This window comes from Bacteroides sp. GD17 (genome assembly GCF_038448625.1).
In the GTDB taxonomy this organism is placed as follows: domain Bacteria; phylum Bacteroidota; class Bacteroidia; order Bacteroidales; family Bacteroidaceae; genus Bacteroides.
Window position 1 is genome coordinate 112975 of sequence record NZ_JBCEZS010000010.1, and the last position, 16207, is coordinate 129181.

At 47.6% G+C, this 16207-nt stretch carries 14 protein-coding genes; 9 read left to right on the forward strand and 5 right to left on the reverse strand.

Annotated features, from left to right (window positions below):
- Window positions 1-15 precede the first annotated feature (15 nt).
- Genes AAE250_RS15780 through AAE250_RS15790 form a run of 3 tightly spaced genes read right to left on the reverse strand, consistent with a single transcriptional unit; the run spans window position 16 to window position 2181 of the window.
- Complete coding sequence (locus AAE250_RS15780) at window positions 16-501, reverse strand: outer membrane beta-barrel protein (protein WP_294600526.1); 486 nt, start codon at window positions 499-501, stop codon at window positions 16-18.
- Between the two features lie 25 nt (window positions 502-526).
- Window positions 527-751 carry a hypothetical protein gene (locus AAE250_RS15785; RefSeq protein ID WP_294600523.1) on the reverse strand — a complete coding sequence of 75 codons (225 nt, stop codon included), beginning with the start codon at window positions 749-751 and terminating at the stop codon, window positions 527-529.
- Entirely contained in the window at window positions 751-2181 is a 1431-nt protein-coding gene (locus AAE250_RS15790) for a carbon starvation CstA family protein (protein ID WP_294600521.1), read from the reverse strand. The genes AAE250_RS15785 and AAE250_RS15790 overlap by 1 nt, the downstream gene beginning before the upstream one ends.
- 109 nt (window positions 2182-2290) lie before the next feature.
- Here AAE250_RS15790 and AAE250_RS15795 point away from each other — a divergent pair, with 109 nt between their 5' ends.
- Window positions 2291-3751, forward strand: a complete 1461-nt coding sequence (locus AAE250_RS15795; RefSeq protein WP_294600519.1) for a glycoside hydrolase family 10 protein — start codon at window positions 2291-2293, stop codon at window positions 3749-3751.
- Window positions 3752-3832: 81 nt separating this feature from the next.
- Here AAE250_RS15795 and AAE250_RS15800 read toward each other — a convergent pair whose 3' ends face one another.
- A complete protein-coding gene (locus AAE250_RS15800) occupies window positions 3833-5047 on the reverse strand; it encodes a hypothetical protein (protein WP_294600517.1) in 1215 nt (404 codons plus the stop codon).
- Window positions 5048-5209: 162 nt separating this feature from the next.
- Here AAE250_RS15800 and AAE250_RS15805 point away from each other — a divergent pair, with 162 nt between their 5' ends.
- From AAE250_RS15805 to AAE250_RS15830, 6 genes are all read left to right on the forward strand, one after another.
- A complete protein-coding gene (locus tag AAE250_RS15805) occupies window positions 5210-6388 on the forward strand; it encodes an ATP-binding protein (protein ID WP_294600516.1) in 1179 nt (392 codons plus the stop codon).
- 38 nt (window positions 6389-6426) lie between these two features.
- Window positions 6427-9987: a pyruvate:ferredoxin (flavodoxin) oxidoreductase gene (gene nifJ, locus AAE250_RS15810; protein WP_294600514.1), complete on the forward strand. Its 3561-nt coding sequence runs from the start codon at window positions 6427-6429 to the stop codon at window positions 9985-9987.
- Window positions 9988-10074: 87 nt separating this feature from the next.
- A complete protein-coding gene (locus AAE250_RS15815; protein WP_294600512.1) occupies window positions 10075-10263 on the forward strand; it encodes a hypothetical protein in 189 nt (62 codons plus the stop codon).
- A gap of 104 nt (window positions 10264-10367) precedes the next feature.
- Complete coding sequence (locus AAE250_RS15820; RefSeq protein ID WP_294600510.1) at window positions 10368-10694, forward strand: hypothetical protein; 327 nt, start codon at window positions 10368-10370, stop codon at window positions 10692-10694.
- A gap of 36 nt (window positions 10695-10730) precedes the next feature.
- Window positions 10731-12890 (forward strand): TonB-dependent receptor, encoded by a 2160-nt coding sequence (locus tag AAE250_RS15825; protein ID WP_294600509.1) that lies wholly within the window; start codon window positions 10731-10733, stop codon window positions 12888-12890.
- Entirely contained in the window at window positions 12887-13375 is a 489-nt protein-coding gene (locus tag AAE250_RS15830) for a DUF4625 domain-containing protein (protein WP_294600507.1), read from the forward strand. The genes AAE250_RS15825 and AAE250_RS15830 overlap by 4 nt, the downstream gene beginning before the upstream one ends.
- 67 nt (window positions 13376-13442) lie before the next feature.
- Here AAE250_RS15830 and AAE250_RS15835 read toward each other — a convergent pair whose 3' ends face one another.
- Entirely contained in the window at window positions 13443-13961 is a 519-nt protein-coding gene (locus AAE250_RS15835) for an HU family DNA-binding protein (protein ID WP_294600505.1), read from the reverse strand.
- 412 nt (window positions 13962-14373) lie between these two features.
- Between AAE250_RS15835 and AAE250_RS15840 the strand changes: the two genes are divergently transcribed.
- Both AAE250_RS15840 and AAE250_RS15845 read left to right on the forward strand, forming a co-directional pair.
- On the forward strand, window positions 14374-15207 hold the full coding sequence (locus tag AAE250_RS15840) for a helix-turn-helix domain-containing protein (protein WP_294600504.1): 834 nt from the start codon (window positions 14374-14376) through the stop codon (window positions 15205-15207).
- A gap of 23 nt (window positions 15208-15230) precedes the next feature.
- A complete protein-coding gene (locus tag AAE250_RS15845; protein ID WP_294600502.1) occupies window positions 15231-16199 on the forward strand; it encodes a ketopantoate reductase family protein in 969 nt (322 codons plus the stop codon).
- Window positions 16200-16207 lie beyond the last annotated feature (8 nt).

The window sequence follows — 16207 nt, forward strand, 5'->3', positions numbered from 1 at the left end:
GTATATCAATTATATTTAGAAATAAAATCCGAAACCTACCTTCAGCCCGAATTTAGAACGATCGTTGTTCACATTCCAAAAAGCGGCAGGTTCAATGGTCACCGTACGGGTAAGGAAGAAAGCATAGCCGGCTTCCAGACCGAAAGAGAATTTGGTGCTGTCATCGTGTCCCCAGTCCCAACGGTCCAGATTGACATCAGCTCCCAGGTACACACCGACTTTATCAAAATAATAACGACCGCCTACACCCACTGAATAGAGGTCTGTATCAGAGCCACCCTCGTTCCAGGAAGCACCGGCATGCACCAGCAAGGCAACGTTGTCTATCAAGAAAGCACCGCCTTTGGCTTCAAAGCCGAAGCTGGTTTTATCCGTTCCCGTGTCATGCGATAGTTCCAGACCGGTGATAGACGGATTCACAATCCATTTTCCTTTTTCAAACTGAGCCTGAGCTGCCACTGTGACAACAAGCAGGCAAACGAGTAATGCAAGTTTCTTCATCTTGTTTTGGTTTTTGAGTGAATTATCAATGTAGTCTACTGTCTTCTTCGCGACGCTTCTGCTGCAGCTGCTCCTTTTTGCGGAGTACCAGCCACAACACCAGCACAATGACATACGAAACAGTCACAGTGACATACTTTTCCGTATTACTGATTTCTGTATTACGAGGCAGGAAGTATGCCGCGGTTGCAGAAACATAAATAAGCAGGGCTATCGTAAGCCCGGTAGATTTCTTAATTTTCTTCTTCATTACCAAAGTTTTTTAGTTGTCTTGAAGTACCAGATATTGAACCAAAAGGCAGCTATTACCGCAGCCAGTATGGCGATAGTCAGCGCATAACGCGCACCAAATCCCAACCCCTCGGGCGCAATACAAATATAAGTAGTACATACAGCCGTCATGAACAGTGCGGGGAAATAAGTGATATAGAAAATGTGCCCCTTCTTTTCGCGCACCAGATAAACCGTGATTGCCCACAGCGTAAAGACCGCCAGCGTCTGATTGGCCCAGGCGAAATAGCGCCAGATCATGTCAAAGCCATCCTTATCGCGCAAACTGTACAGCAGCAAGCCGATAGCCACCAGGAACATCGGTATGCAGATGTATAAACGACGACGCATGGATTTTTGTTCCATGCCCAGGAAATCGGCTACAATCAGGCGGGCCGAACGGAAAGCCGTGTCGCCGCTGGTGATAGGAGCAGCAATCACACCAAGGATGGCAAGCACACCGCCTACGGTGCCCAGCCAGTTCTTCGTAATGGCATCCACCACCACAGCGGCATTGTTCTCCTCCATCCCGTTCTCATGGAAGAAATAGGTAGCGGCAGCCGCCCAAATCAGCGCTACAATGCCTTCGGTTATCATTGCTCCGTAGAAGACGGGACGTCCATGCCGCTCGCTCGTCATGCAACGTGCCATCAACGGGCTTTGCGTAGCATGGAAACCACTGATAGCGCCGCAGGCTATGCTGACAAACATAATCGGAAAGATGGGCAGCGCCGCTGCATTGGGATGCGTATTGTGCAGACCGTCCCAAAACTCAGGCAACACCGGATGATGAACATAAAGCATCACCAGAATGCCGACTGCCATAAACAGCAATGCTACGGCGAAAAGCGGATATACCTTACCGATAATCTTATCTACCGGCAGCAAAGTGGCAAGCACATAGTAAGCAAAAACCACGATAATCCAGAAAGTAGCATCCAGACTCTCGGGCGTCAGCTTGGCAAGCAGCCCGGCAGGGCCTGCCACAAAGACAGCTCCGACCAATATCATCAGAAGCACCGTAAAACCACGCATCACCTGCTTGGTTGTCATTCCCAGATAGCGCCCGATGATTTCGGGAAGGCTTTCCCCACCGTGACGCAGGGAAAGCATACCGGCAAAATAATCGTGCACGGTACCGGCAAAGATACTGCCAAGCACAATCCACAGATAGGATGCCGTACCGAATTTAGCGCCCATAATGGCACCGAAAATAGGCCCCAGCCCCGCAATGTTGAGGAATTGTATCATGAATATCTTCCAAGTAGGGAGGGGAATATAATCTACACCATCGGCTTTAGTGAGTGCAGGTGTCTTACGGTCGTCAGGACCGAAGACGCGTTCTACAAAACGTCCGTAGAGGAAATAACCGGCTATCAACGCCAGCAGGCAAAGCGTAAATGTAATCATGACGTGTTAATCTTTTAATGCATGCAAATGTAACAGTTTCTAAGTAAACAGCACAAATTTATCGGGTGTTTTGATTATCTTCGCCGCAAAATAGAACAATAAATGAGAAATGAAGCGAATACTGTTCACCTTATTATATGTAGCACTTCTGCTGCCTCTTGCCGCACAGCAACCCAAGTATGAAGTACGCGCTGCCTGGATAACCGCCGTCTACGGTCTGGACTGGCCCCGCACCCGCGCCACTTCGCCCGAAGGTATCCGCAAACAGCAAGCCGAACTGATTGAAATACTGGACAGACTGAAAGCTGCCAACTTCAATACGGTACTGTTCCAAACCCGCACCCGCGGAGATGTTCTCTACAAATCGTCCATCGAACCCTACAACTCGATATTAACCGGAAAAGCAGGCGGCGATCCGGGTTACGACCCGCTGGCCTTTGCCGTACAGGAATGCCATAAGCGCGGCATGGAATGCCACGCCTGGATGGTTACCATCCCGCTGGGCAATCGCAAGCATGTCGCCTCCCTCGGCAAGGAGTCGGTGACCAAGCGCAAACCGGCTATCTGCGTGCCCTACAAGCGCGAATACTTCCTGAACCCCGGACATCCGCAAACCAAGGAGTACCTGATGGGCCTTGTCCGCGAAGTGGTGGAACGCTACGACGTGGACGGCGTGCACTTCGACTATCTGCGCTACCCCGAGAATGCCTTGCGCTTTCCCGACAGCTACGACTACCGCAAATACAGCAAAGGCCGCAGCCTTGCCCAGTGGCGGAGGGATAATCTGACAGAAATCGTGCGGTATATCTACAAAGGAGTGAAAGCATTAAAACCCTGGGTCAAGGTAAGTACCTGTCCCGTAGGCAAGTATCGCGATACCTCCCGTTACCCCTCCCGCGGCTGGAACGCTTTCCATACCGTCTATCAAGACGTGCAAGGCTGGCTGGGAGAAGGCATTCAAGACCAGATTTACCCGATGCAGTATTTCCGCGGCAACCACTTCTACCCCTTCGCCCTCGACTGGCAGGAACAAAGCAACGGACGTCAAGTCATCCCCGGATTGGGCATTTACTTCCTCGACTCCAGCGAAGGCAACTGGACGCTGGACGAAGTAGAGCGGCAAATGTACTTTATCCGTGCCCACGGTCTGGCAGGCGAAGCGCACTATCGCGTAAAGTATCTGATGGATAACACCCAAGGGCTATGCGACATGCTGGAAGAAAGCTTCTATACCGCCCCTGCCCTGCAGCCCGCCATGCCGTGGATAGACAATGTAGCTCCCACCGCCCCCACCACCCTCAGCGTTGAAAAGCAGTCCGACGGCTATACCCTTCTGCGTTGGAATCCTTCAACAGACAATGACAAGCGAAATGCCCCGACTTACGTAATCTATGGCTCTGACACCTATCCCGTAGACACTTCCAACCCGGAAAATATCCTGGCTCAACGCGTACAGGGCACAGAATATATCTACGCCCCCATTCGTCCGTGGACCGCCCGGAAATACTTCGCCATTACCGCCGTAGACCGATGCGGCAACGAAAGCAAAGCCGCCTTTAGTGCTGAATAATATTTGCTGACGGCCGAAACATAGGAGCATAACAAATAGAACACTATTCCCCTTCATGCACAAGATGGCATCTTGTGTTGCTCAAGATGGCATCTTATGCTGCTCAAGATGGCATCTTGTGCATGGAAGGAGTAAGGCATATACCCGGTAAGCGCTATTCTTCGTCACCGGAACCAAGGGTATGTAACCCGATACAAGCCTGCCTCCCTCCACAACAAGCGTATTCATGGAATCTTGCGCATGCTTTGCCTGTAGTTCTTCATTGGAGGAGTAGTACTCGACGAAGAAATGCCCCGTGCTTCCGGCAGCCACAAAGCGGTCGTAAAACAGTCGGGCAACCACACCCATATTCATTCTCAGATTAATCTCCACGCAAGGGTGAACGGCATATCCTGCATCTCCGGCACACTTGCATATCATCATATCGACACCCAGATAGCCGGTATACAAAGTGCCGTACAGTGCCGTCAACCGGCTTTGCAGATGTTCCCGTATTTGCGTCAGGGCAGACAGAGGCACGTACTCCGCCAGCTGCTGTTCTATCGCATTGTCAGGCAACAGCACATTACCCAGATAAGCACCCTTCCCATTAGTAGTAAACAAGGAATAACCGGCAAAGCGCACCGTGCCCTGCCCATCGGAATAAAATTCCATGGCAAAATCTTCCACCTTATTATATATAGCAGAACCAATCAGGCAGCCCTGTTCCTTCAAAACATGCCCGCACCAATTGGCGGCCGACTTTGGGAAATGACCGTAACACCATAACAATCCCTTTCCGCTGCCCGACCAGGGAGCCTTGAAAACATAATTGCCGTGCTGCTCCACCCGCTCCCGGCATGCATCCAAGTCCTGCAGGCAATCGCACTTGCCGCAACATGCCTCCATCCCTTGAAACGTATCCAGCACTTCCAGCGCCCGCTTGCGCGAGGAAAGTTCGCGATAGGTTTGTAAGGATGAAGCTGACGGCAGAGCGTGTTCCGCAATTCCACTCTTCAGCATCCGCTTGCGGAAAGAAGGGTTCCACCCCCAGGGAATCACCTGCGCTTCGGCATAATCGGGTAACTCCGGTTCTGTGATCTGCTGTACCTGCAAAGAGAAAACTTGCTGCATGCGTTTCAAAAAATCAGCATTATAAGCCGAAGCTGCCAATACCGCACTTCCGGGACGGGCATACCAAACCGGAAGCAAAGCCAGATCCTGCGCCATGCCGCGGGCAGCAGCCGGAGCCATGTAATTCTCCTCATTATCAGCGAGTGCCAGGTCGGCATCGGGATTGAAAACGTAAAGTTCCATCTGATTAACAATTCCTAATTATTTGTGACTGCAAACTTACAGAGAAAAAGAACAACCTACAAATATATAAAACTTAACTATTATAGCGATAATTTGCTATCTCTACTTTGCAAATCAATAAAAAAGCAGTATATTTGCCCCCCGATAAACCGAATTTAAAGCATGGAAGCATTTTACCGTACACACGCTTATCTCGTAGAGCACACCAATGCTCCCGTACGTCGCGACCTCATGGACGAGATTAACTGGAACGACCGTCTGATCGGTATCAAAGGTACAAGAGGTGTAGGCAAGACCACATTCCTGCTGCAATATGCGAAAGAGAAATTTGGTACAGACCGCTCCTGCCTCTTCATCAACATGAACAACTTCTACTTCTCCGGACATGGAATCGTAGAGTTCGCTGCCGAGTTCCAACGCCGTGGCGGCAAAGTATTGTTGATAGACCAGGTATTCAAGCACCCCGACTGGAGCAAGGAACTGCGCATGTGCTACGACCGTTTTCCAAACCTGAAAATCGTATTCACCGGCTCGTCCGTGATGCGCTTGAAAGAAGAAAATCTGGAACTGCGCGATATCGTCAAGAGTTACAATCTCCGCGGCTTCTCATTCCGCGAATATCTGAATCTGCAAACGGACATGAAGTTCCGTGCCTATTCCCTGGAAGAGATCCTGAGCAACCATGAACAGATAGCCAAAGGCATCCTCTCCAAAGTACGCCCGCTGGACTATCTTCAGGACTACATGCACCACGGATTCTATCCTTTCTTCCTCGAAAAGCGCAACTTTTCGGAGAATCTGCTCAAGACAATGAACATGATGGTGGAGGTAGATATTTTATTAATCAAACAAATTGAACTAAAATACCTCTCGAAGATAAAAAAATTATTATATTTGCTGGCCGTGGACGGACCGAAAGCTCCAAACGTCAGCCAACTGGCTAACGACATACAGACTTCCCGCGCCACCGTTATGAATTACATCAAGTATCTGGCCGATGCGCGCCTTATTAATATGGTGTACCCCAAGGGAGAAGAATTCCCCAAGAAGCCGTCGAAGATAATGATGCATAATTCAAATCTGATGTACTCCATCTATCCCGTGAAGGTAGAAGAGCAAGATGTGCTGGACACTTTCTTTGTGAACGCCATGTGGAAAGACCACAAAGTGAACAAGGGAGACAAGAACATCTCGTTTATGGTAGACGAAGTGATGCCTTTCAAGATATGTCCGGAAGGCATGAAGATAAAGAATAATCCGGGGGTGACCTACGCATTGCATAAGGCCGAGATAGGCCGGGGCAATCAGATTCCCTTATGGTTGTTTGGCTTTTTGTATTGACAAGAGATAATTTTCAACTTAATAAATTCAATTTAGTTATGACTAAACAGAAGAAATTCATTACTTGTGATGGTAACCAGGCCGCTGCACATATCTCGTATATGTTCTCTGAAGTAGCTGCCATCTATCCTATCACTCCCTCTTCTACGATGGCTGAATACGTAGACGAATGGGCTGCCGCAGGTCGCAAGAACATCTTCGGCGAAACAGTATTGGTACAGGAAATGCAGTCGGAAGGCGGCGCTGCCGGAGCCGTTCACGGTTCTTTGCAGGCTGGTGCACTGACTACCACCTACACTGCTTCCCAAGGTTTGTTGCTGATGATTCCGAACATGTACAAGATTGCCGGTGAATTCCTGCCTTGTGTGTTCCATGTATCGGCCCGTACGCTCGCAAGCCACGCACTGTGTATCTTCGGTGACCACCAGGACGTAATGGCTACCCGCCAAACAGGTTTTGCCATGCTGGCCGAAGGTTCCGTACAAGAAGTGATGGACTTGGCAAGTGTTGCTCACCTGGCTACTATCAAGAGCCGCGTTCCGTTCGTTAACTTCTTCGACGGCTTCCGTACTTCTCACGAAATCCAGAAGATCGAGATGTTGGAGAACGAAGACCTCGCTCCGCTCATCGACCAGGAAGCTCTGGCCGAATTCCGTGCCCGCGCATTGAATCCGAAAAAACCGGTAGCCCGTGGTATGGCTGAAAACCCCGACCACTTCTTCCAACACCGCGAATCATGCAACAACTACTATGAAGCAGTTCCTGCTATCGTAGAAGAATATATGAACGAACTGTCCAAGATTACAGGCCGTAAATACGGTTTGTTCGATTACTACGGTGCCGAAGATGCAGAACGCGTGATTATCGCAATGGGTTCTGTAACGGAAGCTGCCCGCGAAGCTATCGACTACCTCGTAGCCAACGGTGAAAAAGTAGGTATGGTTGCCGTACACTTGTACCGTCCGTTCTCTGCCAAGCACTTCCTCGCTGCTGTGCCTAAGACTGCTAAGACCATCGCAGTTCTTGACCGCACGAAGGAACCGGGTGCTAACGGTGAACCTCTTTACCTGGACGTTAAAGACTGCTTCTATGGTGCAGCCGATGCTCCGGTTATCGTGGGCGGCCGTTACGGTTTGGGTTCTAAGGACACCACTCCTGCTCAAATCATCGCCGTATTCAAGAACCTGGCTATGCCGATGCCGAAGAACCACTTCACAATCGGTATCGTAGACGACGTTACCTTCACTTCTCTTCCCCAGGAAGAAGAAATCGCATTGGGCGGCGAAGGCATGTTCGAAGCTAAGTTCTACGGTTTGGGTGCTGACGGTACGGTAGGTGCCAACAAGAACTCTGTAAAGATTATCGGTGACAATACCGACAAACACTGTCAGGCTTACTTCTCTTACGACTCCAAGAAGTCAGGTGGTTTCACTTGTTCTCACTTGCGTTTCGGTGATACTCCGATTCGTTCTACATACTTGGTAAATACGCCGAACTTCGTGGCTTGCCACGTTCAGGCTTACCTGCAGATGTACGACGTAACCCGCGGTCTGCGTAAGAATGGTTCATTCTTGCTGAACACCATCTGGGAAGGCGAAGAACTGGCTAAGAATCTGCCTAACAAGGTAAAGAAATACTTTGCACAGAACAATATCTCCGTTTACTATATCAATGCAACTCAGATTGCACAGGAAATCGGTTTGGGCAACCGTACCAACACCATCCTGCAATCTGCATTCTTCCGCATCACGGGTGTAATTCCTGTTGACCTGGCTGTAGAACAGATGAAGAAATTCATCGTTAAGTCTTACGGCAAGAAGGGTGAAGATATCGTAAACAAGAACTACGCAGCCGTTGACCGTGGTGGTGAATACAAGCAGCTGACCGTTGATCCGTCATGGGCTAACCTGGCTGACGATGCAAAGGTTGAAAACAACGACCCGGCATTCATCAACGAAGTAGTTCGTCCTATCAATGCACAAGACGGTGACCTGTTGCCGGTATCTGCATTCAAGGGCATTGAAGACGGTACTTGGGAACAAGGTACTTCTCAATACGAAAAACGTGGTGTAGCAGCTTTCGTTCCCGAATGGAATCCTGAAAACTGTATCCAGTGTAACAAGTGTGCTTACGTTTGTCCTCACGCTTCTATCCGTCCGTTCGTACTCGATGCTGAAGAGCAGAAGGGTGCTGACTTCGCTCAACTGAAAGCAGTGGGTAAGGCATTCGACGGTATGACATTCCGCATTCAGGTAGACGTTCTCGACTGTCTGGGTTGTGGTAACTGTGCCGACATCTGTCCGGGTAACCCGAAGAAGGGTGGCAAGGCTTTGACTATGAAGCATCTTGAAAGCCAGCTTTCCGAAGCTGCCAACTGGACTTACTGCGTAGAGAACGTGAAGAGCAAACAACACCTGGTTGACATCAAGGCCAACGTGAAGAACTCTCAGTTCGCAACTCCGTTGTTCGAATTCTCCGGCGCTTGCTCCGGTTGTGGTGAAACTCCGTATGTGAAGTTGATCACTCAGCTGTTCGGTGACCGTGAAATGGTAGCCAACGCTACAGGATGTTCTTCTATCTACTCCGGTTCAGTACCTTCCACTCCTTATACCAAGAATGAACAAGGTCACGGTCCTGCTTGGGCTAACTCACTGTTCGAGGACTTCTGTGAATTCGGTTTGGGTATGGAACTTGCCAACGAAAAGATGCGTGCACGTATCGTGAAGTTGTTCAACGAAATCCTGTCTAAGGACAATGCTCCTGCCGAAGCTAAGGAAGTATTGAAAGCATGGATTGAAAACATGTACGATGCAGACAAGACGAAGGAACTCGCTCCGCAAATCGAAGCTATCATCGAACAAGGTGTAGCAGCAGGTTGCCCGATTAGCAAGGAACTGAAAGGCTTGACTCAATATCTGGTTAAACGCAGCCAGTGGATCATCGGTGGTGACGGTGCTTCTTACGACATCGGTTACGGTGGTCTGGACCACGTGATTGCCAGCGGTAAGGACGTTAACATCCTGGTACTCGATACTGAGGTTTACTCCAACACAGGCGGTCAGTCTTCCAAGGCTACTCCGGTAGGTGCAATCGCTAAGTTTGCTGCAGCCGGTAAGCGTGTACGCAAGAAAGACCTCGGTCTGATGGCTACTACTTACGGTTATGTATATGTTGCTCAAATCGCTATGGGTGCCGACCAGGCTCAGACTCTGAAGGCTATCCGCGAAGCAGAAGCATATCCCGGTCCGTCACTCATCATCGCTTACGCTCCGTGTATCAACCACGGTTTGAAGCAAGGTATGGGTAAGAGCCAGGCTGAAGAAGAAAAAGCCGTGAAGTGCGGTTACTGGCACTTGTGGCGTTACAACCCGGCTTTGGAAGCTGAAGGCAAGAATCCGTTCCAGCTCGATAGCAAAGAACCGGATTGGAGTGGTTTCCAAGACTTCCTGAAGGGTGAAGTTCGTTACGCATCCGTAATGAAACAATATCCGCAAGAAGCTGACGAACTGTTCAAAGCAGCCGAAGAGAATGCTAAATGGCGTTACAACAGCTACAAGCGTCTGTCCAAAGAAAACTGGGGCGCTGAAGTTGCTGAATAATTCCAGGAATTAAAATAAAGTAATAGAGGCTGCTCCGTGAACCGGATGCAGCCTTTATTTGTTAATAACCATAAAAAATGTAATATTATGATTGGACTTATTGTTTGGATTATCGGTGTAGTACTGGCCGTAAAAGCTGTACTCGAGATTATGAAGTGGAATGTGGACGGAGTAAAAAAATTGCTCGTAGCCATTCTTGTATTGATCACCAGTTGGTTAGGCTTAGCCGTTTACTACTTCTGGGGAAGAGAGAACTTACCGCAAATATTGAAGTAAGTTTTAAGCTTTCCGTGCAAGAGATGAAACAAGAAATAACATAAGTCATTGTTTCATTCTCAATAAAAGTATTTATCTTCGTCCCCGACTTAACGAGCAAACGGATGAAGATAAAGGCTAAAAGCAGAATTGTCATCGCATGGGTGTTACTCATAACACTCATGCCACTTTTCGTGGTGAAGGCTGTCCATTTCCACGATAGTAAGACGTCTGCCTGCCAGTCTACCAAAGGGCATACTCACAGCCCCGGCGACCAATGTCTCATCTGCCAGTTTACGCTCTCTCCTTTCACCCAGGCCGAATCGCTTCAAATTCACGTATTTGTTTCTGTCTTTGATCTCGAACCGGCCCACTATACGGATAAGGACTGCATTACTATGCTCTATCCTTATCATCTGCGTGCCCCTCCCACCCAATCTTTCATATTATAACTCTCTCTATCAACTAATTTAGAATGATTGGAATTTATGCGTATCAGATATATTTTGGGTACGCTGGGAATTTGTATCACCTCAACAGCTTATTCACAGGTTGCTGACTCTGTCAAGAGTGTGTCTTTGTCCGAAGTGGTTGTGACGGAATCATACCGCCATGCCCAAAGTAAAAAGACAGCGCTTACGGTCGACGTGCTCCGGGAAGACTTCCTGAACAGGCACTTCACCGGCAATCTGGTACAAGCTATAGAGAACGTTCCCGGTGTACAGTCGATGGATATCGGTGCAGGGTTTTCCAAACCTATGATAAGAGGATTGGGATTCAACCGCATTGCCGTATCCGAGAATGGAATAAAACAGGAAGGCCAACAATGGGGTGCCGATCATGGATTGGAAATCGATGCCTTCAATGTGGAAGGAGTACAAATACTGAAAGGTCCGTCTTCGCTGCTGTATGGAAGCGATGCCATGGGAGGTGTCATCGAGATACTTCCGGCTGCGATGCCGATGGAGAACCAAGTATTTGGAGAAGCGTCCTTTCTATATAAGTCCGTGAACGATGGATTTGGCGGTTCGTTGATGCTGGGCGTGAAGAAAGGCCCGTGGTTGCTACGGGGACGATTCTCGGAACAGCATTTCGGTGATTACCGTGTGCCCACAGATACCGTCGTTTACCTGACTCAGCTAATGCCTGTATATGGAAGGCGGCTGAAGAATACCGCCGGCTATGAACGTAATGCCAGCTTCTTTGCATCTTATGATGCCAAGAAGCGATACCGTTCGGACTATTCCGTCAGCAACGCCTACCAAAAGATGGGATTCTTTCCGGGAGCACATGGCATTCCTGATATCTCCCGTCTGCAAGACGACGGCGACAGCCGGAACATCGACCTGCCCAACAGTTGGGTGAACCACCTCAAAGCGAGTACACACCAGCAGTATGCGTGGGATGGGCTGATCCTTTCCGGTGACTTGGGCTATCAGTATAACCACCGCGAAGAATGGAGCTCGTTTCATACCCACTATGGCACGCAACCCGTACCGGAGAAAGACCCGGACAAGGAACTGGCCTTCATGCTCCACACACTCAGTGCTTCGCTGAAGCTGCGCATCATCCGTTCTTCTTCGTGGGAACATACACTGGGATGGGATATGCAGGGACAGAAGAATACCATTGCGGGATATTCGTTCCTGCTGCCGGAATACAAGCGGCTGACTACCGGCGGTTTCTGGCTCTCGACCTGGCGTCCCAGCAATCGGCTTTCCATCAGTGGAGGAGTGCGATACGACTACGGAAAGATAGACATTACGCCATACCAAGATCCTTATCTGGAAGAATATCTTCGGGAGCAAGGCTATCCGGAAGATAAAATAGCCGAGAATGAATGGCGCAGCTATCCGGTCAACCGAAGTTTCGGAGACTACTCCTGCTCTATCGGAATGGTGTGGAATCCGTCTGCCATGCACATGCTGAAGGTAAACATCGGCCGTAGCTTCCGCTTGCCGGGAGCTAATGAGTTGGCTTCCAACGGGGTGCATCATGGTACGTTCCGTCACGAACAGGGGGATGCCTCCCTCGATTCCGAGCATGGGTGGCAATTGGATGCTTCTTATGACTTCACGTACAAGGGCTTGCATTTTGCACTGTCGCCCTTTGCCAGTTGGTTTGACAATTACATCTACCTGCAACCCACAGGTGAATGGTCTGTTTTGCCCCATGCCGGACAAATCTACCGTTACACCGGTGCAAGGGCTGTCTTCCTGGGAGGTGAAACCAGCGTAAGCATTGACATCCTCCGCAGTCTGAACTATCGGTTCAGCGGTGAATACGTCTATACTTACAATCGTGATGACCATACGGCACTCAGCTTCTCGCCGCCTGCCTCCATGCGCAATACACTGACGTGGCACCGGAAGAGATATGAGCTGTATGTAGAACACCAGGGCATTGCTTCGCAAAACCGTATCGCACGGAATGAAGATCCCACGTCCGGAGCCAATCTGTTGCACCTGGGTGGAAGCCTCCGCCTGCCGATAGCCGGAACGGAAGTAGAGCTGTCCCTTACTGCCCGCAATCTATTGAATACGAAGTATTACAATCATCTGAGTTTTTACAGGAAGGTAGAAATCCCGGAACCGGGACGTAACTTCCAGCTATTTATTAAAGTACCATTTAAACAAATTCTAAAATGAAAGCAAGATTATTTATCACTGCATTGTGCCTATTAACCAGTATAACATTCTTCTCTTCTTGCGACGACGATAAAGGAGATGTAACGCCTCCCGCCATCAGCTTGATAGAACCCGAAGAAGGACAGGAACTGCTGATAGGCAGCCCGAACGGCGTACATCTTGAAATGGATCTGTCGGACGACGTTGAGTTGCAATCTTACAGAATCAACATACACAGCAACTTCGACAATCACGGCCATACGCCGAGTACCAAAGCAGACGACGGAACCGTAGCCTTCACATTCGACAAAGTGTATGACGATGCTGCCGGCAAGAAAAATCATCATGTACACAATCATGACATCAAGATTCCCGCCAATGCAACGCCGGGAAACTATCATCTGATGATTTATTGTACGGATGCCGCCAAGAACGAAACTTACATTGCCCGCAACATCAAGCTGAGTACGACGGCGGAGGAAGATCATGACCATGATGAAGACTAAACGTTGCACACTCTAAAAAAAATGATTGCCGGGTACTAAGTCCCGACAATCATTTTTTTTATTCCGATTATCCTAAAGGATTTTCGCCCTGGTCACCATCAGAGCCTCCTCCTTCATTTCCGCCACCGCTGGTATTGCCATTACCACCGACATTGGATGAGCCTCCTCCCAGGTTTGCCACATTTTCAAAACTTACCCCATTCAGCATAGCACGTGTCACCCCGCCACCCGTAGCAGGCCGTCTATACTCCGGTGTAAACTGGCACCACAACGTCGTAATCTGCTGCGGGCTCACCTTATCGGCAGTCTCTACTCCTTTGCTGGTGCTGCGTGCACGCATCGTAAAAGTTCCCAACCCATCCAGCCTGACCGTGCGGCTGTTGAGCAACTGTTCCCGCATCACGCTCATCAGGTTTCTCACTACGTCGTGGACGTCACCCGGAGTTGCCATAGACTTTTCTGCAATCAACTCACCAAGCTCATTGGTAGTCACTACTTTCTTTGACTTCACCAGGTTGATGTGCCACAACTTCTTACCATCTTTCGTTTCTTTTGCCGATTGAACTGCTTTGTACAATAATGCCATAATACTAATTTTTTTAGAATGAATAATTTCTGTTGATACTCTCTGTAATCGATTACGGTTGCGAAGATACTACAGCCGAAAACGGCATGGTGCTTTAAATGGCTTTACTTGTCCTTTCGAGGAAACGAAAAGAAGGGGAAATGAGGTGCCAAGGCATTGATAATCAAGAATCAAAAAAAACTTTCAGAAAAATGAAATATTTCCAGAAAAGGCTGGAATCAAAAGATATGTAGAAGGTATGAAAGAAGGTACAAACTCATTGCAGCAATGATTTCAGAAAACATTGCTGCAATAATCTCAGAAATCATTGGAGCAATGTTTTCTGAAATCATTCAAAAGGAGAAAACAAACAATTTAAATGTCCCTTTTTTACACCCATCCAATAAAACAAAGCACTTATCTTTGTGAACAAATGAATAAGTTTAAAGCCATACAACCATCAGCTCCACTTGCACCATACGTGAAGCAATATTGGTTCGTAACAATAGAAGATGTTACGCTGACCTCACAACGTCTTGTACCATTCGGATGTACAGCATTAAGCTTCCATAAGGGAGACCGCACTTATTCATCGCTCGAAAATGATTATTTACCTCAGTCACACCTGCATGGTATAACAACAAACTATACGAATCTCTCCTTCTCCGGGTTAATTGATTTTATCTGTATCATTTTTCAGCCTGCGGGAGCCAAAGCGTTTTTTAAAATGCCCCTCAATGAATTCAATGCCACCCCCATTCCACTTGATATCTTAGGCGATTCTGAATTATCCGAATTAGCTCGGCAGCTCAATGAAACAGCAAATGATTCGGCATGCACTCAGCTTATCGAACATTTTCTATACCAGCGTATCAGCCAACTTAATAAATATAACAATATACGAATGAATGCTGCTATAGATATGATTTATAAAGGGCCAACCGATGTCAATCATTTGGCTGAGGCAGTATGTCTAAGTTATAAACAGTTTAAACGTATTTTCCTTGAAAGCATCGGTATCAATCCAAAAGATTTCTCACAAATTATACGCTTTCAGAAAGTTCATCACCTATTACAATTACACACTGACATGACATTAGACAAATTGGCCGATGAATGCGGATATTATGATAAATCACACTTGATTAAAGAGATGAAAGAATTCTCCGGCTTTACACCTGCAGAACTTCTTGAAGCTTGCGATCCCACCTATTCTGCCTATCACGGATTATTTCGTTCGGCGTTTATCAACCTTCCTCTCGAATAACAAATATCAAAATATACATAATCATGAAAATCTTAATTTACGGAGCAGGAGTTATCGGTTGTACTTATGGCTGGCAACTAGCCAAAGCAGGACACGAGATCTGTGTTTTGGTCAGAAAAAGTAAAAGACAGACTATCGAGCAAAATGGAATTAGCATTTATTGTTGCGATTATAGGAATGGCGAAGAAGTAACCGAAAAGATCGTTTTTCGTCCAGAGATCATTGATACCCTTACTTCTAACAATGATTTCGAATATATTATCGTCGCTACAAACCACCTTAATTTAGAGGAAGTATTACTAAGCCTGAAAGACTCGGCAGGAAAGGCCCATATCCTTTTCTTCCAGAATATTTGGTATAATGATCTTGAAAAGATAAACACTACTCTCACAAGCGGACAATACTTTTTCGGTTTCCCCTTTATGGCAGGAGGCGGAAAAAATGAAAAAGAACTCACCAGCATTATTTCCGGCTCTAAATATTCCAAAACAATGCTTGGCGAAATTGATGGTGAAATAACACCCCGAATACAAAAGATAGCAGAAGCAATGGCAAAAGCAAATATGAGACCATTCATTTCCAAAGAGATAAAGACTTGGCTCATTCCTCATTGTGCCTTTATCACCGTACTCTCAATCGGCATCCTCAAAGCAGGAAATACGATGGAAGCTTTTCTCAATAATACTCCTATTATCAAAGAAACAATCATGGGAATCAGAGAAAGCTTCCATATATGCAAAGAACTGGGAATCAATCCTAAAAAAGAGAAAGTGAACAAACTATATTATCTACCTTTATTCATTAGTGTTCCTATTATAAAGAAGATTTTCAGTGATACTTCTATGCAAGCCATGTTCAACGGATTCCTGAGACACTCAACTGATGAGATAACAATGCTGATCGACCAGATTCTTTCTGATGGGGGCAAATATTCCGTTCCAACAGTTTACTTAAAGAGACTATATGATACTTTTTCACTTTTCAAAAAGTGAAAATCGAC